A 24,854-nucleotide genomic window follows, 5' to 3' on the forward strand; every position below is an offset into this window, starting at 1 on the left:
GTCGCGGAGAGATTTGCCGACTCGGTTCTCTCTCCTGACTCGCCCTGTGTTAATGTAGGGAATTAGATTTTTTGCACGCCAGTCAAAAACCATCGAATAAATTCTGATGCCGCACGATTACCATCTCAAGGACCCCCATACCGAGCAGCGATTGTTTCGCAATCGTATGTTGGTGGCGCTTGTGGGGGTTATCTTTTTATTGGGTGTTCTCGTAGCGCGTTTCTACAACCTCCAGGTGGTTAATTACGAAGACTACCGCACTCAATCTGATGAGAACCGTATCCAGGTGCGCCCGGTCGCGCCGACCCGTGGATTGATCTACGACCGCAACGGCATTTTGCTAGCCGATAACCGCGCCAGTTATAACTTGTCGATTGTTCGCGAGCGCGTGCGCGATATGGATGCCACTTTAGAGCTGATCGGTAACCTGGTGCGACTCGATGAAAATGATGTCACCAAGTTCCAAAAACGCCTCAAGCGCCGGCGCCCCTATGAGCCAGTGCCTCTCCGGTTTCGATTGAACGAAGATGAAATCGCACGGATCAGTGTTAATCAATTCCGTATGCCTGGGGTGTCAGTGGAGGCGGAGTTGGTGCGCTACTACTCCCTTGGGGATTTATTTGCCCACAGTGTGGGCTATGTGGGGCGAATCAGTGACCGGGACCTGAGTAACTTTACCGAGGGTGATGTGCGCCGCTATCGCGGTACCCGCAGCATCGGTAAGGTTGGGTTGGAACGCTCCTACGAGGACCTCCTGCTCGGAGAGGTCGGCTATGAAAATGTTGAAATTAATGCTCGTGGCCGGGTTTTACGAGTACTGGAGCGCCAGGACCCCAAACCGGGCTCGGATCTGGTGCTCAACCTGGATGCTCAACTGCAACAAGTCGCCTCTGATGCCCTGGGAGATCGCCGCGGTGCAGTAGTTGCGATCGATGTAAATAGCGGTGGCGTGTTGGCGTTTGTCAGCAAGCCGTCCTTCGACCCCAACTTGTTTGTGACCGGCATCAGCTTTGCCGACTATCGCGCCCTCAGCGATTCCCTCGATGTGCCCCTGTTTAATCGGGCGGTGCAGGGTCAGTATCCACCGGGTTCCACTTTAAAGCCGTTGATGGGGCTGGGTGGACTCCAGGCGGGCATTATTACCCGAGAGAGTACAGTCAAGGACCCCGGCTTTTACAAGCTGCCCAACGATCCGCGCATCTACCGCGACCACGTGCGCTGGGGGCACGGTGAGAAAGTGGATCTGATACAGGCCATGGCGCAGAGCTGTGACGTCTACTTTTGGGATATGGCGCACCGCTGGGATATCGATGATATGCACAGCATCGCCTCTCATTTTGGCTTGGGCAGCAAGACCGGAATTGATCTGCCCATGGAACGCTCCGGGTTGTTTCCCTCTAGAGATTGGAAGCGCGGCGCCCGCGGAATGCCCTGGTTCCCCGGTGACAGTTTGAATGCGGTGCTGGGGCAGGGGTTTGTGTTGGCGACGCCACTGCAGCTTGCAGTAATGACTGCCACGATTGCCAATCGCGGCACCCACTACCGCCCGCAGATGGTCAAGTCGATCAACGGGGTGGAGCAACCTCCCGAGATACTGCACAACCTCGAGGCCCGCCCTGATCACTGGGATTTGGTATTCGAGGGAATGGAGGCTGTAGTCAACCACCGTACCGGTACCGGGAAACGGGCAGGTAAAGATCTGGATTTCCGCGTGGCGGGTAAGTCCGGTACCGCTCAGGTGGTCGGCATTGCCCAGGGGGAGCGCTATGACTCAGAGGCCCTGCAAGAGCGCCACCGAGACCACGCCCTGTTTGTGGCTTTCGCGCCTGTGGATAACCCCCGTATCGCTGTTTCGGTACTAGTCGAGAATGGCGAGGGCGGCGGCAAGGTTGCTGCTCCGGTGGCAAGAGAGCTATTTGCGGAGTGGATGTCACGCCCGCAGTTGGAACCGCAAAAGACGGCGGATACCACTTATTTGAGCGAGGGGGCTGGCAATGGCTAGTCGCGATTTCTCCCACCGTTTGTCAGATGCCCACGGCAGTCTGCGCAAGCCGGTCAGTCTCTCACGCCGCCTGCATATTGATATACCGCTACTGGTGCTGTTGTTGGTGTTGGCCGCTGTAGGACTTGGAGTGCTGTACAGCGCTTCTGGCGGTGATATGAACTATGTGCGGCGCCAGTCAATTTTTATGTGCGTGGCCTTTGTGGGCATGTTTATCGTTGCGCAAATCCCCCTGGATTTTTATCGGCGCTGGTCCCCCTGGGCCTATTTGGCCGGTTGTGCGCTATTGGTTGGGGTATTGTTCTTTGGTACCAAGGCGATGGGGGCACAGCGCTGGCTGGAGATAGGCGGGTTTCGCTTCCAGCCATCGGAAGTGATGAAGCTCGGTGTCCCCATGGCAGTGGCAGCTTACCTGCATCAACGCCGTTTGCCGCCATCACTGACCACAGTGATTGGAGCTTTGGCAATTGTGGCGATTCCCGCAGCTCTTATCGTACGGCAACCGGATTTGGGGACTTCGATCCTGATTGCGGCGTCCGGTCTTTTTGCCCTGTATCTAGCGGGGTTGAGTTGGAAGATGATCAGTGCGGCAGCAATGGCGCTGTTGGTTGCTGCCTATCCAATTTGGCACTGGGGGCTCCACGATTACCAGCGGCAGCGAATTTTGACCCTACTCAACCCAGATGATGACCGTTTTGGTGCTGGTTGGAATATATTTAACTCCAAAGCGGCTATCGGCTCCGGTGGTGTTTACGGCAAAGGCTACCTGCAGGGAACCCAGTCACAGCTCGATTTCCTGCCGGAGAGCCATACCGATTTTATTATCGCGGTACTGTCGGAGGAGTGGGGTATGCGCGGCGCCCTGTTGCTGCTTTTGCTATATGTACTGATTATTTCCCGCGGCATTTACATCAGCTTTATGGCCCAGCACGTATTTGGCCGACTGTTGGCGGGGAGTATTACCCTCACTTTTTTTGTCTATGTATTTGTAAACATTGGTATGGTTACAGGATTGTTGCCGGTGGTGGGGGTGCCTTTGCCAGTGATTAGTTACGGCGGGACATCCTTGATTACATTGATGGCCGGATTTGGCTTGTTGATGGCTGTTGGCACTGAGCGGCGCAGAGTTCACTTTTGAGGAGCACTGCATAGGGACAATAACCGGATTTAGAGACGCGAGATGAAGACAGGAGCGGTCGTTTTGAAGTGGACCTCGGGATTATTAATCGGGATGGGACTGGCCCTCGCCGCCTGTGCGCAGGAACCGGGTCACGGAAATAATAAACAAGCGCAAGAATTCGTAGATTATATGGTGGAAGAGCACGATTTTAATCGCGAAGAAATGCAGACTCTGATGCGTGAGGCCAAGCGCAAAGATTCCATCCTAAAGGCGATCAAACGGCCAGCTGAGAAAGCCAAGCCCTGGCACGAATATCGCAAAATGTTTCTTACCCCGCAGAGCATTGCCGGTGGGGTAGACTTTTGGGATCAAAATGCCGAGGCCCTGGCTGAGGCTGAAAAGAAATACGGTGTACCGGCAGAGATGATTGTTGCCATCATCGGAATTGAAACCCGATACGGCGGTAATATGGGCGGCTACCGGGTTTTGGATGCACTTTCCACGCTGGCATTTAACTACCCCCGTCGCTCTGCGTTTTTTACCAAAGAGTTAGAAAACTACCTTCTGCTGACTCGTGAGCAGGATATGGACCCCTTGGCTCTCAAGGGCTCTTATGCTGGGGCTATGGGCTACGGTCAATTCATGCCTTCAAGCTACCGCTCTTATGCGGTGGACTTCAGCGACGATGGCAAGGCGGATATATGGAACAACCCTACTGATGCGATCGGCAGTGTGGCTAACTATTTCGTTAAACATGGATGGAAGCCCGGTGAACCGGTTGCGGTACTGGCCAGCCCCCGCCCGAATGCGGACATGACAATCGTCAACGATACTCTGCAGCCGCAGTGGACCGTTGGAGAATTGGCGGACAAAGGCTTTAACGCTACTAGCCAGGTGGCTCCGGAAATGCCGGCCAATGTTTTCTCCCTGCAAACTGAGCAGGGAAAACAGTATTGGCTCGGCTTGAATAATTTCGCGACTATCACCCGCTATAACCGCAGTCGTCTCTACGCTATGGCCGTCAATGACCTGGCCCAAGAGATCGTTAAAGCGAGAGGCGGCAAGTCTTAAGGCGGCTTCAGTCCCGCAGCTAAATTTAACCCAAATGGAGGGAACCATTTGGGTTTTTAGTGTTCATATTTTTCTATTTTATTTAGCAGTTCCAGATAATAGCGGCTTGGAGACGGCAGCAATAAGTTGTCGCGCGCCGGGGGGATTATGTTTCAGTGCAAAGCGCGTTGGGGAGTGGCCCTGGCGGTCCTGATATTAGCGGCCTGTAGTGGCCCGCAGCCAAAACCACAGAAAACCGAAAACACCAAGCAACCGGACTTTAATAGCATCAAGGATAGTGGCCCTGCTGCTCCGGTAAATATGCAAGCAGCCCCTGAGCCGATCCCTGTCCGCGAGCCGATCGGCGACGCCGGCAATAAATCCCCTTATAAGGTCAACGGTGTCACGTATCGTGTACGCAATGACGTCAAGGGCTATAAAGAGGTGGGGCAGGCTTCCTGGTATGGAACAAAATTCCACGGCCGACGCACGGCAAATGGCGAGGTCTACAATATGTATGCCATGTCTGCTGCCCATAAAACGCTACCACTGCCCAGCTATGCCAAGGTCACCAATCTCGACAATGGCCGCAGTATTATCGTGCGGGTAAACGATCGGGGGCCCTTTGTGCACGGGCGCATCATCGACCTCAGTTATACTGCTGCGCAAAAGCTTGGATACATTGATAAAGGCATTGCTCGGGTTGAGGTAGAGGCTCTGGACCCGGCCGCGTTGCCGGCGGCCAATGAAGTGCTGGCCAATAGTGATGGCACCGCTGGTTTGGCGGAAGATACGACTATCAAGTTGCCCGACAATACCTATCTGCAAGTTGGTGCTTATAGCAGTTCCGCGCAGGCCCAGGAAATTCGCACCCAATTGGCAGCGGCCATTGACTATCCTGTTGCTGTTAGTTCTGTTCAGAGTGGCGGCAAGACTTATTATCGAGTTCGAATTGGCCCACTCACCCAGCAGAGAGCTTTGGCAACAGCGCGGGAAACTGTTGAGCAAAAGCAATTTGGACAGCCACAAGTAGTTTACGAATAGTGTTGTGGGCTCTTGGGTATCAATAGGGAAGGGTGATATCTGCCTTAAATGATTGTGACTGATGCTATCGGTGGCAGTCATTTGAATACCCGTTCACAAAATAGTGCGCATTGACGCGTTTTTTCTTGTATTTTGTAATTTTGTAATGATAGGCGGCGTTTGGTGACAAGCTCTAGTGCCGCTGATTAACCTTGTAGATTTCGTTGCAGGTTAAGCCAACGAAAACGAGGAATGACGAGACATATACCTATGATCACACGGATTATCGCCTGTTCTTTCCTGTTGTTATGTGCGGGCCTGGCCCAGGCGCAATCTCTTATCCCTGCACCGCCTCAATTGGCGGCGAAGTCTTACCTGCTCTTAGATGCCAATACCGGTCAGGTCCTGGTTGAGCACGAGGCGGATACTCCGGTACCGCCGGCAAGCCTAACCAAGATGATGACGGCCTATATCGTTTCTGAGGAGATCCTTAAGGGGAGCATCAAAGAAAACGATATGGTTCGTATCTCTGAAAAGGCCTGGCGCAAGGGTGGCTCCAAGATGTTTGTCAAAGTGGGTGACCAGGTGCCGGTTATCGACTTGATGCGCGGTGTGATTATTCAATCCGGTAACGATGCGAGTATCGCCCTTGCAGAACACGTCTCCGGTAGTGAAGAGGTCTTTGCCGAAGTTATGAACCAGCAGGCAGAGCTGCTGGGAATGGAAGATACTAACTTCGTCAACGCCACTGGCTGGCCTGCAGAGGGGCATGTAACGACTGCCCATGACCTGGGTGTATTGGCGCGCGCGCTGATAATGGACCACCCAGAGCATTACGATATTTATTCCGAGAAGTATTTCAGCTACTCCGGCATTAACCAGCCCAACCGCAACCGTTTGCTGTGGCGCGATTCCTCTGTAGATGGAATTAAGACCGGCCATACGGAAGAAGCAGGGTACTGCCTGGTAGCTTCTGCAATGAAGCGCGGCATGCGCCTGGTTGCTATTGTTGTCGGCACCGACAGTGATGAGAAGCGCGCCTCTGAAACCCAAAAACTGCTCGCCTACGGCTTCCGCTACTACCAAACCCATAAGGTCTATGGTCAGGGTGAAGAGTTGCAGGCGGAGCGTGTCTGGGGCGGTAAAGAGCCCAGCGTGGGTATTGCCGTAGCTAAAGATGTATTCGTTACCATCCCCCGAGGTGGTGAGGAAGGCATTAAAGCTGACCTGATTGTGGATGGTGAGCTGGAAGCGCCTGTGCAGAAGGGCCAGCCAGTGGGTAAAGTTGTTGTGACCCTGGATGGTGAGACTGTCGCCGATGTTAAAGCAGTTGCTGCCGAAGATGTGGAGCGTGCTGGTTTCTTCAAGCGCATGTGGGACTCCATCAAGCGCTTTGTAATGGGCTTTTTTAGCTAATTGCTGATTTAGGGATGGGAATGATTCCCATCCCTGTCCATCCCTCCCCACTCTCTGTCCACTTCCCCTTTTGCTCACTGTCCACTGCTGTTTAGCCGCTGTATAATCGCCGCCCGGCTGTGCCTAAGCTTTTCTCAATATCTAACAGCCCGGCCCCGGAGAGTGGTATGAGTCAAGATCCCAATCAAAAAGCCCCGAAAATTGAATTTCCCTGCGAAGACTACATGGTCAAGGTCGTGCGTGATGCCAATGATGAGGCGCACGAATTTGTACTGGATGTGATGCGTCGCCATGCCCCCGGCCTGGATGAAGAGCGCGTTACCTTGCGTGACAGTAGTACTGGTAAATTCACCTCAATGACTTTCTTTATCCTCGCCACTGGTGAGGAGCAGCTCAAAGCATTATTTGAAGAACTGAAACAGCACCCCGCTGTGCATATGGTGCTCTGATGACCATTGTTCGCGATCTTGCGCGGCGAGATTACAAGAGTGTCTGGCAGGCTATGTCGCGCTATACCGATAGTCGCGATGGCGAAACTGCCGACGAGATCTGGTGTGTAGAGCACGAGCCGGTTTTCACCCAGGGGCAGGCAGGCAAAGCCGAGCACCTGCTGAATACCGGTGATATACCCGTGGTTCAGGTGGATCGTGGGGGACAGGTGACTTATCACGGCCCCGGCCAGTTGGTGGTGTACCCATTGCTGGACCTGCGCAGAGCAAAAATCGGCGTGCGTGATCTGGTCACTGCCCTAGAAACTGCCACGGTGGCAATGCTGGAAACCTTTGGTGTTGCAGCGGCACCCAGGGCCGATGCGCCTGGGGTCTACCTCACTGAAGGCCCACGTGCGGGGAGTAAAATTGCCTCTATCGGATTGCGAGTTCGGCGGGGGTGCAGTTTCCACGGTATCGCCATCAATATCGATATGGATCTGGCTCCATTCCTGCGGATCAACCCCTGTGGCTATGCGGGGATGCAGATGGTGCAGATGGCAGAAATATTGGAACCAACCCCGAGTTGGAGCCAGGTCGCCGAGATTTTTGTACGCGAGCTACTCCACACTCTTCAGTTGCCCGACGCCCAGTGGCAACCCATTGATGAAAAAGTATTTGCGCAGCTGAGCGCAGAACAGCAGGAATTAAGTAATGGCTGATAAACCCGACCTGGTGCCCGTTAAGCGCACTCGCCGCCTCCAGCAGGGGGAGAAACTTCGCGATGGCGATAAGGTAGAGCGTATCCCGGTGAAGGTAATTGCCAGCGATAACCTGCTGCGTAAGCCTGACTGGATTCGCGTAAAGGTTCCCGCTTCAAAAGAAGTGGATCGCATCAAAAATATTCTCCGCTCACAAAAACTGTCAACGGTTTGTGAAGAGGCGAGCTGCCCTAATTTGGGAGAGTGCTTTAGTGGCGGTACCGCGACATTTATGATCATGGGTGAAATCTGTACCCGTCGCTGTCCTTTCTGCGACGTAGGCCACGGTAAGCCCAATCCACTGGACCCGGAAGAGCCTAAGAACCTGGCGGATGCCATTGCTGCAATGAGTTTGCGCTATGTGGTAATCACCTCTGTTGACCGGGATGACTTGCGCGATGGTGGCGCCGAGCATTTTGCCAATTGTATTCGTGAATCGAGAGCGCAATCCCCGAACCTGCAAGTGGAAATTCTCACTCCGGATTTCCGCGGCCGTATGGATGTAGCGCTGGACATTCTGGAGAAAGAAGCTCCGGATGTGTTTAACCACAATTTGGAAACTGTGCCACGCCTGTATAAAGAGTCTCGTCCCGGTGCCAATTACAAGTGGTCTTTAAAGCTGCTGCAGGAATACAAAAAGCGTCGCCCTGACGTACTGACCAAGTCCGGGTTGATGGTTGGCCTGGGTGAGGAGAAAGAGGAAATTTTCCAGGTAATGGACGATATGCGCGAGCATGATATCGATATGCTTACGATCGGCCAGTATCTGCAACCGAGTAAAGAACACTTGCCGGTGCAGCGCTACGTCCACCCGGATGAGTTTGAAGAGTATCGCCGCTACGCCGAGCAAATCGGCTTTAAGCACGCGGCCTGTGGTCCCTTGGTACGCTCTTCTTACCATGCTGATAAGCAGGCTCACGGAGAAAAGGTAGGTTAATACAATTTGTAGGAGAGGGGGGTGTTTTTCACATCCCTCTCCCCATTTCTCCCTCCTCAATCTCGCTTTTAACGCCCAGTTAAACACATCTATTTTTAAATAAAACTGACAATGCTTTCGGTGTTGCGAGCTCTGAAAGTATATTCTTGAATGAGAAATTAAAGTTATTTTCTCTGAAGTATTGAGGCGGCTATTTTCAATATTTAAGAGCTGTTAATGTTCTTAATTAAATTAAGGTTATTGTATTAATTGCCTTAAATGGATTTTAAGTCTCCGCGGCTTTTGTCGTTTTTAGTTTTACCTGGGTGCTCGCACTTGCTAAAAGGAAGCTTTTGTAGTTTTCGGGCTTTTTAAGTTGGGTGTTGCTATTTGTTTTTGCTTGTTGTCTCAGGTTGTTTCTCTGTAACCCTGATATCAAACAAGAAATTGGTGCGGATTATTTTTAAGAAATCAAAAGTAATTTTGAATTACACTCATGTGACACTGTGTACCACAATGCTCTAGTTTTTAGTCCTATTAGTAAGTAGCGCCCTGATAAAAGGGATACTTTTGTTAGACCTGATGTCCCAATTAAGCAGCAAAGAGCCTGCTCCTTTGTGACCAGTCATTCGCATTTTATTGTTGATAACAATAATTGCACTAATAGCTGATCTTCAGTAACTTAAGGTAAAACAATAACTGTCAGAGATTCTGCCTTTTTAGGTGTTTCATCTGCCATATTCATTCGGCGGATCTAGCCAAGCCGGGTAAAAGTCGTTATTTAATGGCTTTACTGCTTAGTTATCTTGGTAACTCCGCTCAGGGTGTGCTGCATATTGGTGCAATCTGCCCGGACAAATGATACTGCTCATAATTAAAAAAAACACAATAATCAGAGAGGACTAGCGATGACCCCGGAAGAAAAGTACGAGAAGGTGAAGGGCCTGCAACCTTTAGAGCTTCTTTATCAGAGGGAGGCGCAGCAGGCTGATACGGTCTTTCTTCGCCAAATGCAGCAGCGGCAATGGAGAGACTATACCTGGGGTGAGGTAATGGATCGGGCTCGCAGGATTGCTGGCTACCTGCGCGCTCAGTACGAGCCCGGTGATCGCATCGCTATTCACGGCAAAAATTGTGCGGACTGGATTATTGTGGATGTGGGTATCATGCTGGCGGGAATGATCAGCGTGCCGCTTTACCCAGGTCAATCTGTCTCCTCAATGACTTATGTTTTACAGCACTCTGAATCGAAATTGCTTTTCTGTGGGGCCACCGACAATAATGCGGCTCTACAGGAAGTTGCTGATATGCTGCCCTCGGTCGCTATCCAGCGCTGTGAGATCCGTTGTGACCAGGATCTGGAAACCCTAATCAAAGAGAGTGAGCGCTTTGAGGAGAGGCCGACTTTTGATCTGGATGATATCTTTACGATCATGTACACCTCTGGAACTACAGGTAATCCAAAAGGGGTTATGCATAGCTGGTCTTCGGTGGTTTTTGTCTCCCCAAATATGATTCGCGGTTATGGAATGGATGAGAATGACCGTGTTCTTTCCTATTTGCCCTTAGCTCATGCTGCAGAGCGGATATTGGTTGAATTCCATTGTTTGTATTCTGGTACCCCAATTCATTTCCCCGAATCTCTGGATACTTTCCTGGAAGATTTAAAGCGCACGCGCCCGACGATGTTCTTCTCGGTTCCTCGTCTTTGGACCAAGTTTAAAGAGGGAATTGATGAAAAAATCCCGCCGTCACTGCAAGAAGTACTGCTACGTATTCCTGGAATCAATACCTGGTTGAGAAAGAAAGTTCGCAATGGTCTGGGGTTGGATGATGCAGAAATATTGGTTAGCGGCGCATCCCCTATTTCCATTGAACTACTGCGGTGGTACCACCGCATGGGAATGAAGGTGGCCGATGGCTACGGTATGACCGAGAATTTTATTTATGGTTGCTTTGCTCCGCCGGGGGAAGATCCTGTGCCGGGGACGGTTGGTAAGCCTTATCACGGCTGTGAAGTTAAGATTTCTGAGGAAGGGGAGATACTCTTTAAGAGCGGTTCCTTGATGAAGGGATACTATCTTGAACCGGAAAAAACTGCGGAGGTAATACGGGACGGTTATTACCACACGGGTGATTCTGGATTTATTGATAAGGACGGCCTGGTACATATCACTGGGCGTATTTCAGAAACCTTCAAAACCAGTAAAGGCAAGTTTATTCAGCCCAGCCGACTCGAAGGATTTTTTGGTAATGAGACAATGCTGGCCCAGCTCTGTGTTCTGGGGCACGGTATGGATCAGCCGGTAATGCTGGTGACTATCTCCGAGTCCGCTGAGAAATTACCACGGGGAGAAGTTAATGAGCATTTGCAGAAGCTACTGACTTCGGTAAATGATAAGTTACCGCAACATGAGCGGATTAAGACCATCTTTATTACCAAGGAAGAGTGGACTCCCCTCAATGAATTCCTAACGCCGACACTAAAGATTAAGCGAAAGGTACTTGAAGCTCATTATCAGCCTTTATTTAAACAACACGTGGATACCAAGGGGATTGTATGGGAGCCTCGCACTGCGGTGAGTGAGGGCTCAAAAGAGGCTTCACTTGAACCTGTGAGTTAATCGCCCCCGATTAATAGAAAAGCCCGGTGAATATTGATCCGGGCTTTTTTATTGGGTTGTTGGTTGCCTAGTTAGTGAGTGTAGCTCTGGCAGTGCTGGGATTTTCCTGTCAGTCCAATTTGAATACTTTCTGCTGAGCACTCGAAGTCATCATTAAATTTACAGTCTTCCATTTTGCAGGCACCAACTCCGGCGGTACGGGAGCTGCTTGTATGACGGGAGTTGGTGAAGAAAGTATCACAGTCGGGATCGGCACCGTCACCAATGGTAATTGCTCTGGCGTGGCAAGCATCATTGGCGTTATAAGCGCATTGGCTGGCGGCACATCGACTGACTTCTGGCATATCGGTTGCGATAATCATGGCAGTCCTCTCCTTAATAGTAAGTTGGAGACTAGACCAGCATGGTTGCATGTCAATGAAAAACCACAGGGTCTGTGTGGTATTTTTATTTTGTTAGAACAGGCAAAGCTGTTATCGCAAATAGTTTTTGGGTGGATAACCTTTATTCCGAATAGGAATTTTTCTCCATTACTTCTTGCTGCCAAGCCAGTAACAATACTGTTTTCGTTTCACCGGGCAGCACAATTTCTTTTTCAGCACTTAAGCCCAGCTTCTTTAATAACTTAATTGAGGGCGTGTTACTGGGTTGTGCAATGGCGAGAATGCGTCGTAGGCCCAATTTCTCTCTCGCGTATTGCATGACAGCTTGTGCCGATTCCAGAGCGAAACCCCGGCCGCGAAAATCAGGTAAAAAGGCAAAACCGATATCGATACCATCCAGTCCTGCGCGTTTGACTAATCCGCAGATTCCTATAGCAGTGCCATCTTTCAAGGACACCTTGTACATACCAAAGCCGTGTTCCCGATACATGGCAACGGGGCCGTTCAGGATAAAATGGTAGGCGTCTTCCTTAGTGCGCACGCCACGATCGCCAATATTTTGTAGGAACGCAGAGTCGTTGAGCAGTGACAGAATTAGGGTACTGTCTTGTTCTGCATTTATCTCTTGGATAATAAGATTGTCAGTCTCCAGCTTAAACATATGAGAATCCCTGTTCTTCCAACGCCAAAATGGAGTGGGAAAGTTTTGGTGTTTGCAGATCAATGCAGATCAATAAGGAGGGGGGAGACTGTGCCCCCTGAAAGGGGGCACAGTGTTGCTTAGAAGCGGTAGGTCAAATTGACAGAAGCAGATTCAGTCGTTGGACGGGAAGCGACAGTCGCGCTAACTGCGATAGCGTCAGCTGCTTGCCAGCGAATACCGGCAATCATACCCATGCCACCGTTGAAGATGCCCTCATCGACACTGGCGTAGCTTGGCATGGCATTCATATTGCCTTCCATGGATTTCACGCCAACCTCAATGGTGTCTTCTTCTGTGCCGTTATTATCTTCGTACCAGATTTCGGCGTAAGCGTTAATGGTATCCCAGCTCTTATTAGCGAAGGCGCCAAAACGCATGTTTCTAATACGGCGTTCTTGGTCGCCGTAGTGCATGCCGAGAGGGTCGAGCTCATTACCGCTCAAGTCGGTATAAGTGAAGCCCTCGATAGCGTCTTCGGTGTAGCCGTCTACATCAGTAGTGACCTTGGTAAAGCTTACAAATGGACCGAACTGGAAGGTCTCACTACTGAGTAGGTTGGCACCGGCTGTAATTCCTAGGGACAAGCTCTCGCCAGACGTATTGCCAGTCAGGTTGCCGTTGTAAGTGTCACCCAGAGCGACAGCGCGGCTGACGTCATCGTAATCTACATCGGTCAGGGTCGCGTTACTTTCGACAAAGAAAATTTCGTAGTGCATACGGCCAAAGACGCTGTAGTTGGTTGAAGTGGAGTCAATAGCAAGCTGTGAATTATCCACATCAATATTGGAGCGGCTCACTGCAAAACCGATTTCCGCATTGTCGCGCACGGCGTAAGTCAGGCCGAGAATATTGGAATAGCCATCTCCCCTGACATTGGCGGTGTAATCGGTATCGTAGTCGACGTTACCCAGGGAGCTACCGGCGAAAACGCCAGTCTGAGCGGTGCGGTAACGAACACTGGCCAGGCTCTCGTCAAGGCTGTTGGTGTGGGTGCGAGTAGCCTGGATTGCGATATCAGGCAGCTGACCGGCAACCTGAGCAGCATTCACGATTGCGGTGTAGTAGTCACCGAGGATTTCCTGACCAATTTGAGTGGGGTGAACACTGTCGTTGAAGATCAGCTTGTCTGCATCGGGGTCGGTGCCGTTAATGCCATAAACGGAGTGCTCAATACAGTCGTTGCCACTGCCGTCGTAACAGAACAGTTGGTTCTCTGAGGAGGATAAACCAAAGATGGTCGGGTTATTAAGGGCGACTTTCAGGATACCTGCTTGGTCAACCATCAGAACGCCGTCGATATCCTTGGCCTTAGCTAACAGTGCTGAGTTGAAGGTTTCAGAAGTTGTACTTGCTTCGAAAAGTATCTCTTCGAAGGCGGTGGCCAGCTTGGCATCCGCATCTTCCTGGGTCATCAGTCCAGCATCAACCGCAGCTTGCAGAGCCTCTGCATTGTCGCTGGAGTAAACGGCTTCATATGCAGCAGCGTAAACGCCAGGAGTTTTGCTGACATCGGGTACATTGGATACGAGGATGTAATTGGCACCTGCATCGGACAGGGCGCCAGCTGCGCTTGCCAGCATAGTTGACGCAACGTCTAGGTCCGCAGTGACTTCTTCGATGGTTGAGGTGCCAGCGACGACATCTTCGAAACCGCTGAGCAAGTCGTTACCACCGCCGTTTACCCAATAAAGAGCGTTGTGATCAGCACTTCCCAGAGTGCTTTCCAGGTAGCCCATTCCCAGTGGGTGTGGGTTGCCCGAGGTTCCAGATGTGGCGATAAGACCAGCAAAGGTGCCTTCGATGGCATCGCTCATAGCGGCGGCCTGGGTCATCAGCTCGGCATAAGTAGCCATATCTCCCTCAGCCTTAGCTGCTTCGGCTTCAGCTACTAGTTGGGCTGCTGTGGCCTGTTGTACTAGCAATTGACCCAACAGTTGGGAGTCTGGATAGCTGGGCGTTAAGCCTTCGTCACCAGTGGTTGGCATCAGGGCGCTTAACAGGTTATGACGGCTCGGGTCAGCTTCCAGGCCATATGCTTGCAGGTAGGCCGCATAGTTGTCGGGGCCGATGATATTCATCAGAACATCAGCAGCTTTATGTCCACCTACGGCCCAGCCTGTACCAGCATTGCTCAATCCAGCAGCAATCTGAGCAGTAACGGAAGCTTCAAGATCCTCTGCACTCAGTGAGGGGTCTACGGTGGGTAGGCAAAAGGAAGATTGCATACCTGCACAAGACGGTGTAACTGCACCCAAGCCGAGATTCTGGGATAAAAGACTAATTGCTACTTCACGATCGTCGCCACCATTGGTGAACACATCGTAGTTGCCAACATCAGTCAGACTGTCACCAAAGGCGATAACTTGGGAAAAGGCGGTGTCTTTAGCAAAAGCTGCTGAGCTTGTCATTGTTGCGAGTGCAATGGCCGCTGCGAGGCTACGCTTGGCGTTGTGCATGGTTTTCTCCTTGTCGCGGTAATCTCACACCCGCGGAGACATCGGGAGCAGTCCAGAGGAAACTACAGGGCGCGAGTCTTTATTGTTCTTTGCTCCAGTACTTCGAGGAAGCTGGGCAATGTTAGCGGATTTGACTGAGACTTGAAAATAAGTCACAAATCATCCCGCGTATTCTGGTCGGCCCTCAGGCCGCTTCACTAGCTTTTATTTGGCTGGCGCAATATTACTTAATGAGGGTTTCCCGGTAAATGAGGTTTACCCCCTGATATCCTCACTTTATAGAAAGCATTTTTCGGTATATTGATTTCTGTCAATGGCGAATTGTATCTGTGTAGTGGGACTGGTTAATAGCTGCACTATTTGGGCAAAATAGTCATAGAGTTTTGTATTTTTAGTAAAACGATGTAGCTCAGGCTTTGGATATTTATGGTTTGTGGAAAAGGTAGGATATCGGTTTCTCAAGATGAGATTGAAATGAGTGCGATACGCGCTCAAGGCGCCGGTGGCCAAAATGTAAATAAAGTTTCCAGTGCAATTCACCTGCGCTTTGATATTCAGGCTTCTTCACTTCCTCAGCTAATTAAAGATGGCCTTTTGAAGCTCAAAGATCGGCGTATTTCTTCAGATGGAGTGGTGATTATCAAGGCCCAGAGGTTTAGGACCCAGGAAAAAAACCGCGCAGATGCCCTAGAGCGATTACAGGAGCTGGTGGATAAAGCCGCATTCAGGCCAAAGTTTCGTGTGGCTACCAAGCCCAGTCGAGGTGCCAAGGAGCGCCGTTTACAAGCAAAAAATCGTCGTTCTCAGGTGAAATCAATGAGGGGTAAGGTAAAAGATCAGCACTAATACAGTTCCCTAGAAAAGGGAAAAATTTTCTCAAAGCTTTACTATCACCCGGCTCCTTAGTACGGATGTTCTAGTTGGTGGGTAGGGCGATATCTCAACTCTAGTGTAATCGAATCATTTGTAGAGCCGACCTATTTTTCTTTTCTCATATGAATTCCTAAGCTACTCACAGAGGGTGGCGTAAACCTGGGAAGGGTGTGTGCTGGTTGAAATAAGCTATATAGGTGTTAACCCCTGCGGACTAGAGTGACCGCAGAGGTATCCTCGATGGGGTAGAGATCTATAGGTAAGGAGAGCGGGCGAGGGCTTGCTGGTACTCTGCCTCCCGTTGCATTAGTTCGTATTGTAAGTCCGCTATTTCCATTCCTAGCTCAGAGTGCCTAACCTTTAGGCGAGCGACGTCAGCGATAAGTGTTACTCGTTCGGAATTGTCGATTGCTTCATCGACCAACAGTGCACCAATTTCTGTCATGTCATCGAGAATGTGTTCTCTCTCCAACTCCAAGTTGTGAATTGCCGACACAATTTCCTCAACGGCTGACTTGGCAAGAAAAATATCCTGGCCTGAATTGTACCCCCGCAGGAATAACCCTTCGAGGTCCGCGGGGCAGACACCGTTATAGTGGTTACCGGAGCGCCCTTGGTCAAATCCGCGCAGCTCGGTACAAAAAAGCTCCAGCCCCTCACCTCGCCCATCCCGGTAAGCATTAGTATTGACCGTTACGCCATATTTTGCACAGGATTCGCGGCGTCTCCCCAGGTAGGATAAGTCCCTGCCCGCTGCGCCATCCTCATACCCGATTGCCTGCCAATCTGCGACATAACATTCATCTTCACTCATGGTGGCACACCCTGAGATCGAGGTTGCTAAAAATATGAGGAGGGCAATTGTAGAAGTAGACTTCACGGTGGTTTTCCATCTCATTAGTTTTGCTACAGCCTACTCAAGTGATCCTGACTGGCAGCTGAAGCGCTAGTTTCATATGGCCATTATGTTAACAAATTGCTACCAACAGTGGCGCCGATAATTTTCCGCTGACGACTAATCTGATGGTGTTAGGGGGCCGGTAATTGTGAGCTTGGGTCAATGAGCGATTTCGTTGGGATGACTGCTCTCGAGTTGTTACGCGGATACAGGGCGAAGTGTTTTTCGCCGGTTGAGGTTGTCGAGGGGCTACTCAATCAAATTGAGAAGCTAAATAGGCATGTCAGTGCTTTTTGTCTGATAGACAGGAAGACCAGCATTGCCTACGCACGGGACTCTGAGCGCCGCTATATGTCTGGTACTGTCAAAGGGTTGCTTGACGGAGTGCCGGTGGCAATAAAAGACGTTTTTTACACGCCGATGTGGCCGACAGTTTTCGGTTCCCAAATTATTGACCCAGAGACAACATTGGGTTGTGCGGCCCCTTGCATTGCGGCTTTGCAACGCCATGGGTACATACCAATAGGGAAAACCACGACACCGGAGTTTGGTTGGAAGGCGGTGACGGATAATGCCATAGACGGTATTACGAGAAACCCCTGGGATAGGGATAAGACATCGGGTGGTTCGAGTGGCGGGGCCGCTGTTGCAGTATCACTGGGATTGAGCCCTCTGGCTGTGGGGGCTGATGGTGGTGGATCTATCCGGATTCCTGCTAGCTTTTGCGGCACAGTTGGGTTCAAACCGAGTTTTGGGCAGGTTCCCCATTGGCCATTAGGTACCTTCTCCTCCCTAGTGCATGTGGGGCCCTTAGCATCGACGGTGGAAGACTGTGCACTGATGATGAATGTAATCAGTGAACCGGATCATCGGGATATCCGCGCAATACCACGTCGGAACATTGATTTCCTTGCAGCTATAGAGGGAAGGTTGATTGAAAGAACAGGAAAGTTGCGTATTGCTTACAGCCCCAGTCTTGGTTACGTAGAACCTGATCCCATGGTGGTGAGCAACGTTTCTGCTAGTGTAATGCACTTCCAGGAATTGGGTGCTGAAGTTGTAGAGGTTGACCCAGGTATTGATGATGCTAGTGCAGCTTTTGGCTGTCTATTTTGCGCGGGAATAGCGAGTATCTTTAGGGCGATGGATAGTACCAGGCGCCAACTGGTGGAGCCCCAATTGTTAGAGGTCGCAGAACAAGCGGACAAATTATCCTTACCTGATTATCTCGACGCGCTGAAGTGGCGAGATAACTTTGTCGAGCGATTACAGGAATTTTTTCTGAAATATGATCTGTTAGTGACCCCAACTTTACCTATTACCGCATTTAGTGCAGGGGTCAATGTGCCGGATAATAATCCAGGCTCTCTATGGTATTCCTGGACACCTTATACCTACCCCTTCAATTTATCAGGCCATCCGGCAATATCAATCAATTGCGGTTTTTCAGCGAGTGGTCTGCCTGTAGGCTTGCAAATAGTAGGCAGAAAATATGCTGATGAGACCGTTTTATGTGCAGCCGCTGCTTTACAAAACCAGCAGGGATTAAAAAAGAGGCTTCCTGGTTGGGTGGATTCCTTGTGAATTGTAATCTTCAAATTATTCTTGTAGATCTAATTAAAATAAAGGGCTGAAAAACCCTTTAGTTCAGAAATTATTCCTAGTTCTATTTGCTATTAATAGTGTTTTTATATTCTATGTTTTTTGTGTATTTGTGATCCACTTAAAGTTTATTGCGGCTCTTACGTTGAAAGATGCCAAATTGTTTTAGTATTTATTTGAATGTGCTAGCTTTTCCTTGCCGGATTGGTCAATCCGGTTTTGTTTGTTCTCTCTGCGCTTTTCGAAATTCGAATAATAAAAATATTTCTGGATTGTCCGCGATTGTTTATAGGTATGGCCTGTAGTTCCATCCTCATTGGTTTTTGTATTATTTGAATATTATTGAGATTCAAAACTGCTGTTTGTGCAGGCTTCTTGCATGTGTGTTTATTGCCTGCCTGTGTTTTTGAAATATTAGGAATTCGCAGGGGGCTAACTTAATGTGGAGAAGATAATGAAAAAAATTATTAGTAGGTCTTTAGTTGGGGTTCTTGCACTCCCCGGCGCTGTTGTGGCAGAAGAGCTGTGGATAACTATAGGTAGTGATGGTTATAAAACCTTAAAGCAAAACAGTAGCCTGGTTGCCAAGCAACCACTCTCGATTCAAGGTGAGGAACGTAACGGAGTCACTATTCTAAAAGTTAATGAAAAGAATCTTTCCGAAATATCGACTCTGATGCATATCAACCATAACCGTTGTGGCGGCTTTATGGTGCATGACTCATTGGAGGAAGCAGAAGCTGCCCAGATTTCATCGCTGACGACAACAGTGAATAACGTGATCGCTTACTCTATTGATAATGCAGATGTGGTTAACGCCCTGCAGGCAGAGATCTCAGAGTCTAATATACGGTCAACTATTCAAAGTTTGTCGAATTTTACTAATCGCTATTACACCACTTCAACCGGCGTGGATGGTGCTGAGTGGATAAGGGATGAGTGGCAGGCATTAACGAATTCACGAAGTGATGCCTCTGTCGAACTTTATAGCCATAGTTGGGCGCAACCCTCTGTAATTTTGACGATTCAGGGGCAAACTGACCCGGATGAAATTATCGTGCTGGGGGCGCACCTGGATTCTACGGTCGGTTTTGGCACTGGTGAAGGTACGAGAGCGCCGGGGGCTGACGATGATGCGTCTGGCATAGCAACATTGACTGATGTCATTAATGCAATTGTCGCTACAGACTATAAGCCGGATAAAACGCTGGCTTTTATGGGGTACGCTGCTGAGGAAGTGGGGCTGCGGGGGTCAGATGATATTGCTAGCGATTACAAATCACAGAATAAAAATGTGATAGGTGCCTTGCAGTTGGATATGACTAATTACTATGGCTCAAATAGTGATATCTATATTATTGGAGATTACACCAATAGTGCCCAGAATAGCTTTCTTGAGGATCTGGCCCAGACCTACCTGAGCGGCCTCACTGTTGGAACAACTTATTGTGGTTATGCGTGTTCTGATCACGCATCTTGGTATAACCAGGGTTATCCGGTTTCCTTTCCTTTTGAGGCGACTTTTAATGGCTCAAACCCTTATATCCACACTTCAAGTGATACCCTCGCTAATAGTGGTGGAGATGCCAGTCATGCGGTGAAGTTTGGAAAGCTTGCTGCTGCCTATGTCGCTGAATTGGCCAAGGGTTATATAGGGGATGATCCGGGCCCAGACCCCGATCCGGACCCCGATCCCGATCCAGACCCCGGTGAGGAACAAACAGAAACCTTTAGTGGTGATGTGGGGCGAGGTTCGGAGGATCACTATGGACCTCTCAGTGTAACGCCCGGTACAGATTTTATCGCGGATATGACCGGTACTAATGATGCCGATCTATATGTCCGTTTTGGTGCGGCACCTACTTGGCGCTATTACGATTGCCGTCCCTATGAGGGAGATAGCTCTGAGAACTGTTCCTTAACCGTGCCAAGTGGTGAGAGTGAAGCCTATTTTATGGTGCGGGGTTACAGTCGCCTGGGATCGGATTATGAGGTTGATGTTACTTATACACCTCAATAGACGGTGCTGATTTCACCTATTTATTTTTTTAAGTGAACTCATTGCTGTCACTTTTACTTCAGCCTTTCTAAAAGTCACGTTTGGCAGTTTTTAGCATTTGCTAAACGTGTACCCCCTCCTTTTAAAATAAATATCGCGACATTAATTTTTTGATTTGTTGGAAGTTGACATTTAATCGCGTAAAAGATCTACCCTAGGCGTGCACTAATTTCTGGCATGGATGCAATTAGACGGAACGTCAGTATGCCGCTTTTTTTGTTTAACCCCTGCACGGATCTAATTTGATGTGCATTGCTTTGATGAATTATCCGGTGATGTTCTGTTTGATGTTAATAATGAGAAGAGAGGGTGGTGAATATGAAGCGTTACTTGTTGAGACCTTTGTCATTGGCGGTGGCAGTTGCGATTTTTAACTCTGGTGGGTATGCGATTGCTGAGGAAAAGGAAGAGGGTGCCTCTAATACTGCTGATCGGGCAATGGAGGAAGTGATAACCACAGGTACACGCAAAGAGGGTGTATCTCCCACCGAGACTCTTTCTCCGGTAGATGTGGTTGGCGGAGAGGATATTGCGGATCAAGCGAGCTTTGATCTTACTGAGTCCCTGGCAAAAATTGCCCCTTCATTTAATACGCAGAGATTTCCAATTGCTGATGGTACCGCTTTTATCCGCCCGGTAACTTTACGTAATTTATCCCCAGATCAAACTTTGGTACTGGTCAATGGAACTCGCCGCCATCGCTCTGCGCTGGTTAATTTGCAGCTTGCCCCCCTGGGTACAGTTAACCAGGGTGCCCAAGCCGTCGACTTTTCGGCGCTACCCTCTATGGCTATAGAGCGAGTTGAGGTTTTACGTGATGGCGCTTCAGCACAATATGGCTCCGATGCGATTGCCGGTGTCGTTAACATTATCCTGAAGGATGATGCAGAGGGATTTAGCTTATCAGCTCAGACAGGGGAGTATTTTGAAGGGGATGGAACCCGGATGAGTATTGCCGCAAATACGGGATTTGCGCTGGGTAATGCAGGATTTATTAATGGCACCGTTGAATTCTCCCGCGCAGATAAAACCTGGCGCAGCGAAGCGCGGCCAGATGCGCAACAGGTAGGATCAGTTGTGGGAAATAATTTAGTACCACTGGATGGCTTGGGTCAGAGATGGGGTGATCCCGATGTTGAGTCCCTGAAGTTTTTTATTAACAGCGGCCTGGAGATCTCTGATTCGGTAGAGCTCTATGGAAATTTCGGTTATTCACAAAATGAAACAATTTCTGACTTTTTCTATCGTGGACCGGTGCTCGACCCAGAACACCAGTTTACTGCGAGAGGTACCCTGCAAGTAGACAGCCCTAATGATCCCCTTGATCCGAATAGTATCGACTACATGCCCGACCCAGCTCCCCAGTCTTTAGTGGATTCTATTTTGGAGCAAGGTCTAAACCCCTCGGATTACCTGGTAGCAGATACTTCCAGCGACAGTGGGTACGTGTTGCGAAACCCAATTTATACTCAGTTCCCCGGCGGCTACAACCCTGAATTTGGTGCAGATATTTATGATATCGCTGCTGTATTCGGGGCGCGTGGAGAGCTTGCCAATGGCCTCTCCTGGGATCTACGCGGACGTTTGGCTGAAAATGAAGTGGACTATGTCCTGAAAAATTCAATCAATCCAAGTTTGGGTATTTTGTCTCCTACTTCCTTCAAGCCGGGAACCCTCACGCAGGAAGAGTCCAGCCTCAATGCGGATTTTGTCTACCCCATTGATGTCATGGCTTTTGCTTCGCCATTGAACCTTGCATTCGGCGCTGAGTGGCGTGAAGAGACTTACTCAATTGGTAGGGGGGATGCAGCGTCCACTGAGGTAGGTCCAACTGCTGCGTATTTTGGTGTGGGTTCAGATGGTTTTCAGGGATTCCCGATTGAAGCGCTGGGTAGTTTCAGTAGTGAGAGTATTGCAGCTTACATTGACCTTGAAGCCGATGTGACTGAGGCTCTGACTTTGGGAGCGGCTTTACGGTTAGAGGAATATGATGAGTTTGGCTCGACATCGGATTGGAAATTGTCAGCACGGTATGATGTGAATGAACAACTGGCATTTCGAGCGACGGTAAATACTGGTTTCAGGGCGCCAACACCCGGACAGGTGAATACCTTAAATGTTACTACTACGACGGACTCCAGTGGCAACCTGATACCCAATGGAACCTATCCTGTGGCTCATCCGGTAGCGTCAGCGCTCGGAGCCGTTGAGCTGGAGCCGGAGGAATCCACCAGTTTTACCCTGGGTGCAGTTTTTGCTCCACTGGACAATACCAATGTGACAATAGATTACTACAACATCGACATCGAGGATCGCCTGGCTCTGCGCAACAATGCCATCGGAGATGACGAAGTGATTCTGTTGCAAAATGCCGGTATAGAAAATGCAGCACTACTCAACGGCAGCAATGCAAACTATTTCGTCAATGCTTATGACTCGGAAGTGTCTGGTATAGATCTGGCAGTTACCAGTGATTTCGAGATTTTTGAAAGTTTATTGGTGGTGGATTTACGCCACAATCACAATCGCCAGGAAGTTACCAGTGTTACGCCAAATACCATCAATGCCTCACGGGTATTTGACCTGGAAAACCAAGTTCCCAGTGATCGAACGACTTTAACTTTTGATCTGGATACGGGTGATTTATTTGCAGGGTACCTGCGTTTTAATCGCTATGGCAGTTGGGAATCAACAGGCGGGTTGTTTGGTGCTGGGGATGCTAGTGATACCTATAGTTATGGCAGTGAAATTCTCGTTGATATCGAAGCGACGTTTACGCTGTATGAAAATTATAAATTGTCGTTGGGGGGCGAGAATATCTTTGACGTAATGCCTGATGATGAGCAGGAGCCCACATTGCGATATCTCGGGGTACGTCATGCCCTCACATCACCATTTGGTTTTAACGGTGGCTATTGGTATTTACGTGCTAGCGCAGAGTTTTAAGCAGTATAAATAGGGGAGACTATTTAGCCTCGAGTCTTTTCCTGCTTTAACTTACAGCAGTAGCCCGGTAGTTGACCCGGGTTACTGTCTTTTCTCTTAGTTGGTGAAGGGGATCCTCTCCAACGTCTAAGTGCCAGTTTTTGTGAATTCAACACGGGCATTAAAATCGGATACGATTTGAGGTTCATCAGTGAAAACCCCATCAATACCTTGAGCTGCCAATAGTATCAAATCGTTGGGGTCGTTGACGGTAAATACGTAGTTCTTAAGCCCGCGCTGTTTTGCATCGGCTATTAAATCTGCATTTATAAAATCTACGTTCGTATGTAATGAATAGGCCATTAATGGAGCAGAGCAGGCTGCAAGATCGAGGGGAACACCGGAAACCAGCACTCCCCGCCGAACCTCAGGAGCTAATTGCAGGCACTGGTACAATTGGCGGTGATCGAAAGAGGAAACGATGTATTGCTCGTAGCTTGCACCAGTATCCTGCGTAAAGGTGTGGATTTCATCCGCGAAAAGGGCTGCACAGTTAGGCCCTTTCAGCTCGATATTGAGTTGGGCACTATTTCCCACAAGTTCCAGAACTTGCCTTAATGTAGGGACCTTATTCCCGCAAGGGAGAGGTCTCTCTTTCAGGGCATCGGGATGCATTTCAGTGATGAGTTCAGAGCCCGCGATTAGGCGTCCGAGTCGCCGGTCATGCTTGACCAGAAGCTGCCCACCAATATTCCACACATCAATTTCGATACCCCTGACGTTGAGTTCCAACGCATGCCCGATTGCTTGGAGAGTGTTTTCACTGGCTCGCTGTTGATAGCCCCGGTGGGCGAAACAGAAGAGCGTAGTTGAAGTCATGGCTTATCAGTCCATTTTCATGGTTTGCTTCAGACTGCCCTTGAATTATTACGAGGTCACTAATGCAACACCAAAGTTTCTGCCAAATACTGGTTAATTGGCATTAAAAAATTATTTTTATAGCCTTTGGGTAGTGATTAGGCTCCAAAAAGTGAGCTGCTACTCTCCAGCCAATGCACGATAACAGCCTTGATGAAAGACCAGGGGTTCACCACCAAAAGCGGCAAATTCCAGCACCTCTCCAAGCAATATTGTGTGATCTCCACCATCAATGCACTGCGCGCGGCGGCAATGGAAATAGGCTGCACACTCCTCTAGGCGAGGTATACCATTGGGGCCTTCATACCAGTTGACCTGTCCAAACTTGTCTGCCCCTCGACCAGCAAATAGGTTTGAGACATGTTGTTGGTCTGCTCGCAGGATATGCACGGCAAAGTGCTCCCGGGTGGTAAATGCTTTATAGCCCATGGACTGCTTATCGATACTCCATAGAACCAGGGCGGGGTCGAGGGAAACGGAATTAAAGCTGTTAGCCGTCATGCCGGCAGGTTGGCCATTGGTATCCTGAGTGGTAATGACAGTTACACCGGTAGCAAAGTGGCCGAGGGTGTCCCGCAGTAGCCGGCTTTGCTCGGGTGACGGGGAAATCGTACGGCTTTTCTCTGTCGTCATACTAGGGCTACTTGTACCAAAACTTTGAAGGGCCGCCATTTTAAGGCAAAAGTTAACGGTTTGC

The 24,854-nt window shown here is 49.6% G+C and carries 19 protein-coding genes; 13 read left to right on the forward strand and 6 right to left on the reverse strand.

The features are described 5' to 3' along the window. The first annotated feature begins 106 nt into the window (after nt 1-106). The 9 genes from mrdA (at nt 107) to ACJJIZ_RS07065 (ending at nt 11,340) form a co-directional block, all read left to right on the forward strand. Nucleotides 107-2,002, forward strand: coding sequence for a penicillin-binding protein 2 (gene mrdA, locus ACJJIZ_RS07025; protein WP_444915654.1), 1,896 nt, complete (start codon nt 107-109; stop codon nt 2,000-2,002). Then, nucleotides 1,995-3,140, forward strand: a complete 1,146-nt coding sequence (rodA, locus tag ACJJIZ_RS07030; RefSeq protein WP_444907411.1) for a rod shape-determining protein RodA — start codon at nt 1,995-1,997, stop codon at nt 3,138-3,140. Before mrdA ends, rodA begins: the two co-directional genes overlap by 8 nt. Nucleotides 3,141-3,182: 42 nt before the next feature. After that, entirely contained in the window at nt 3,183-4,193 is a 1,011-nt protein-coding gene (gene mltB / locus ACJJIZ_RS07035) for a lytic murein transglycosylase B (RefSeq protein WP_413663142.1), read from the forward strand. Nucleotides 4,194-4,340: 147 nt separating this feature from the next. Continuing rightward, nucleotides 4,341-5,216: a septal ring lytic transglycosylase RlpA family protein gene (locus ACJJIZ_RS07040; RefSeq protein ID WP_282931471.1), complete on the forward strand. Its 876-nt coding sequence runs from the start codon at nt 4,341-4,343 to the stop codon at nt 5,214-5,216. 249 nt (nt 5,217-5,465) lie between these two features. Continuing rightward, nucleotides 5,466-6,611, forward strand: a complete 1,146-nt coding sequence (locus ACJJIZ_RS07045) for a D-alanyl-D-alanine carboxypeptidase family protein (protein WP_444915655.1) — start codon at nt 5,466-5,468, stop codon at nt 6,609-6,611. Between the two features lie 167 nt (nt 6,612-6,778). Further along, the gene (locus ACJJIZ_RS07050; protein WP_282931473.1) at nt 6,779-7,060 is read left to right on the forward strand and encodes an HP0495 family protein; all 282 of its coding nucleotides are present in this window, start codon (nt 6,779-6,781) and stop codon (nt 7,058-7,060) included. After that, nucleotides 7,060-7,761 carry a lipoyl(octanoyl) transferase LipB gene (gene lipB / locus ACJJIZ_RS07055; protein WP_444915656.1) on the forward strand — a complete coding sequence of 234 codons (702 nt, stop codon included), beginning with the start codon at nt 7,060-7,062 and terminating at the stop codon, nt 7,759-7,761. Before ACJJIZ_RS07050 ends, lipB begins: the two co-directional genes overlap by 1 nt. Then, a complete protein-coding gene (lipA, locus tag ACJJIZ_RS07060; RefSeq protein WP_282931475.1) occupies nt 7,754-8,737 on the forward strand; it encodes a lipoyl synthase in 984 nt (327 codons plus the stop codon). Before lipB ends, lipA begins: the two co-directional genes overlap by 8 nt. Nucleotides 8,738-9,624: 887 nt before the next feature. After that, entirely contained in the window at nt 9,625-11,340 is a 1,716-nt protein-coding gene (locus ACJJIZ_RS07065; protein WP_444915657.1) for an AMP-binding protein, read from the forward strand. A gap of 71 nt (nt 11,341-11,411) precedes the next feature. On the opposite strand, the gene ACJJIZ_RS07070 is transcribed toward ACJJIZ_RS07065, so the two are convergent. The 3 genes from ACJJIZ_RS07070 to ACJJIZ_RS07080 all read right to left on the reverse strand — a co-directional run bounded on the left by ACJJIZ_RS07070 (nt 11,412) and on the right by ACJJIZ_RS07080 (nt 14,882). After that, entirely contained in the window at nt 11,412-11,702 is a 291-nt protein-coding gene (locus ACJJIZ_RS07070) for a DUF1540 domain-containing protein (protein WP_413663139.1), read from the reverse strand. Nucleotides 11,703-11,844: 142 nt separating this feature from the next. Next, entirely contained in the window at nt 11,845-12,384 is a 540-nt protein-coding gene (locus ACJJIZ_RS07075) for a GNAT family N-acetyltransferase (RefSeq protein ID WP_444915658.1), read from the reverse strand. Between the two features lie 119 nt (nt 12,385-12,503). Continuing rightward, a complete protein-coding gene (locus tag ACJJIZ_RS07080) occupies nt 12,504-14,882 on the reverse strand; it encodes an autotransporter domain-containing protein (protein ID WP_444915659.1) in 2,379 nt (792 codons plus the stop codon). Nucleotides 14,883-15,308: 426 nt separating this feature from the next. Here ACJJIZ_RS07080 and arfB point away from each other — a divergent pair, with 426 nt between their 5' ends. Beyond that, entirely contained in the window at nt 15,309-15,728 is a 420-nt protein-coding gene (arfB, locus tag ACJJIZ_RS07085) for an alternative ribosome rescue aminoacyl-tRNA hydrolase ArfB (RefSeq protein WP_444915660.1), read from the forward strand. A gap of 280 nt (nt 15,729-16,008) precedes the next feature. Here the strand turns inward: arfB and ACJJIZ_RS07090 are convergent, their stop codons facing one another. Beyond that, nucleotides 16,009-16,569: a DUF2799 domain-containing protein gene (locus ACJJIZ_RS07090; protein WP_444915661.1), complete on the reverse strand. Its 561-nt coding sequence runs from the start codon at nt 16,567-16,569 to the stop codon at nt 16,009-16,011. Between the two features lie 246 nt (nt 16,570-16,815). On the opposite strand from ACJJIZ_RS07090, the gene ACJJIZ_RS07095 reads away from it, so the two are divergent. The 3 genes from ACJJIZ_RS07095 (at nt 16,816) to ACJJIZ_RS07105 (ending at nt 23,260) form a co-directional block, all read left to right on the forward strand. Continuing rightward, nucleotides 16,816-18,237 carry an amidase gene (locus tag ACJJIZ_RS07095; RefSeq protein ID WP_444915662.1) on the forward strand — a complete coding sequence of 474 codons (1,422 nt, stop codon included), beginning with the start codon at nt 16,816-16,818 and terminating at the stop codon, nt 18,235-18,237. A 472-nt stretch (nt 18,238-18,709) separates the two neighbouring features. Next, complete coding sequence (locus tag ACJJIZ_RS07100; protein WP_444915663.1) at nt 18,710-20,275, forward strand: M28 family peptidase; 1,566 nt, start codon at nt 18,710-18,712, stop codon at nt 20,273-20,275. 357 nt (nt 20,276-20,632) lie between these two features. After that, nucleotides 20,633-23,260: a TonB-dependent receptor plug domain-containing protein gene (locus ACJJIZ_RS07105; RefSeq protein WP_444915664.1), complete on the forward strand. Its 2,628-nt coding sequence runs from the start codon at nt 20,633-20,635 to the stop codon at nt 23,258-23,260. A gap of 126 nt (nt 23,261-23,386) precedes the next feature. On the opposite strand, the gene ACJJIZ_RS07110 is transcribed toward ACJJIZ_RS07105, so the two are convergent. Next, on the reverse strand, nt 23,387-24,118 hold the full coding sequence (locus ACJJIZ_RS07110) for a glycerophosphodiester phosphodiesterase (protein WP_444915665.1): 732 nt from the start codon (nt 24,116-24,118) through the stop codon (nt 23,387-23,389). A gap of 159 nt (nt 24,119-24,277) precedes the next feature. Continuing rightward, on the reverse strand, nt 24,278-24,790 hold the full coding sequence (locus ACJJIZ_RS07115; RefSeq protein WP_413663130.1) for a flavin reductase family protein: 513 nt from the start codon (nt 24,788-24,790) through the stop codon (nt 24,278-24,280). Nucleotides 24,791-24,854 lie beyond the last annotated feature (64 nt).

It is taken from the genome of Microbulbifer maximicatervae (SeqCode), assembly GCF_052467225.1.

Excerpts from the sequence above, each read along its gene's own strand:
- lipA (WP_282931475.1), top strand. The coding sequence starts at position 7,754 with ATGGCTGATAAACCCGACCTGGTGCCCGTTAAGCGCACTCGCCGCCTC.
- ACJJIZ_RS07090 (WP_444915661.1), bottom strand. The coding sequence starts at position 16,569 with ATGAGTGAAGATGAATGTTATGTCGCAGATTGGCAGGCAATCGGGTAT.
- ACJJIZ_RS07115 (WP_413663130.1), bottom strand. The coding sequence starts at position 24,790 with ATGACGACAGAGAAAAGCCGTACGATTTCCCCGTCACCCGAGCAAAGC.
- ACJJIZ_RS07110 (WP_444915665.1), bottom strand. The coding sequence starts at position 24,118 with ATGACTTCAACTACGCTCTTCTGTTTCGCCCACCGGGGCTATCAACAG.
- arfB (WP_444915660.1), top strand. The coding sequence starts at position 15,309 with ATGGTTTGTGGAAAAGGTAGGATATCGGTTTCTCAAGATGAGATTGAA.
- ACJJIZ_RS07070 (WP_413663139.1), bottom strand. The coding sequence starts at position 11,702 with ATGATTATCGCAACCGATATGCCAGAAGTCAGTCGATGTGCCGCCAGC.
- ACJJIZ_RS07100 (WP_444915663.1), top strand. The coding sequence starts at position 18,710 with ATGAAAAAAATTATTAGTAGGTCTTTAGTTGGGGTTCTTGCACTCCCC.
- ACJJIZ_RS07050 (WP_282931473.1), top strand. The coding sequence starts at position 6,779 with ATGAGTCAAGATCCCAATCAAAAAGCCCCGAAAATTGAATTTCCCTGC.
- ACJJIZ_RS07065 (WP_444915657.1), top strand. The coding sequence starts at position 9,625 with ATGACCCCGGAAGAAAAGTACGAGAAGGTGAAGGGCCTGCAACCTTTA.
- lipB (WP_444915656.1), top strand. The coding sequence starts at position 7,060 with ATGACCATTGTTCGCGATCTTGCGCGGCGAGATTACAAGAGTGTCTGG.
- ACJJIZ_RS07080 (WP_444915659.1), bottom strand. The coding sequence starts at position 14,882 with ATGCACAACGCCAAGCGTAGCCTCGCAGCGGCCATTGCACTCGCAACA.
- rodA (WP_444907411.1), top strand. The coding sequence starts at position 1,995 with ATGGCTAGTCGCGATTTCTCCCACCGTTTGTCAGATGCCCACGGCAGT.
- ACJJIZ_RS07040 (WP_282931471.1), top strand. The coding sequence starts at position 4,341 with ATGTTTCAGTGCAAAGCGCGTTGGGGAGTGGCCCTGGCGGTCCTGATA.
- ACJJIZ_RS07095 (WP_444915662.1), top strand. The coding sequence starts at position 16,816 with ATGAGCGATTTCGTTGGGATGACTGCTCTCGAGTTGTTACGCGGATAC.
- mltB (WP_413663142.1), top strand. The coding sequence starts at position 3,183 with ATGAAGACAGGAGCGGTCGTTTTGAAGTGGACCTCGGGATTATTAATC.
- mrdA (WP_444915654.1), top strand. The coding sequence starts at position 107 with ATGCCGCACGATTACCATCTCAAGGACCCCCATACCGAGCAGCGATTG.
- ACJJIZ_RS07045 (WP_444915655.1), top strand. The coding sequence starts at position 5,466 with ATGATCACACGGATTATCGCCTGTTCTTTCCTGTTGTTATGTGCGGGC.
- ACJJIZ_RS07105 (WP_444915664.1), top strand. The coding sequence starts at position 20,633 with ATGAAGCGTTACTTGTTGAGACCTTTGTCATTGGCGGTGGCAGTTGCG.
- ACJJIZ_RS07075 (WP_444915658.1), bottom strand. The coding sequence starts at position 12,384 with ATGTTTAAGCTGGAGACTGACAATCTTATTATCCAAGAGATAAATGCA.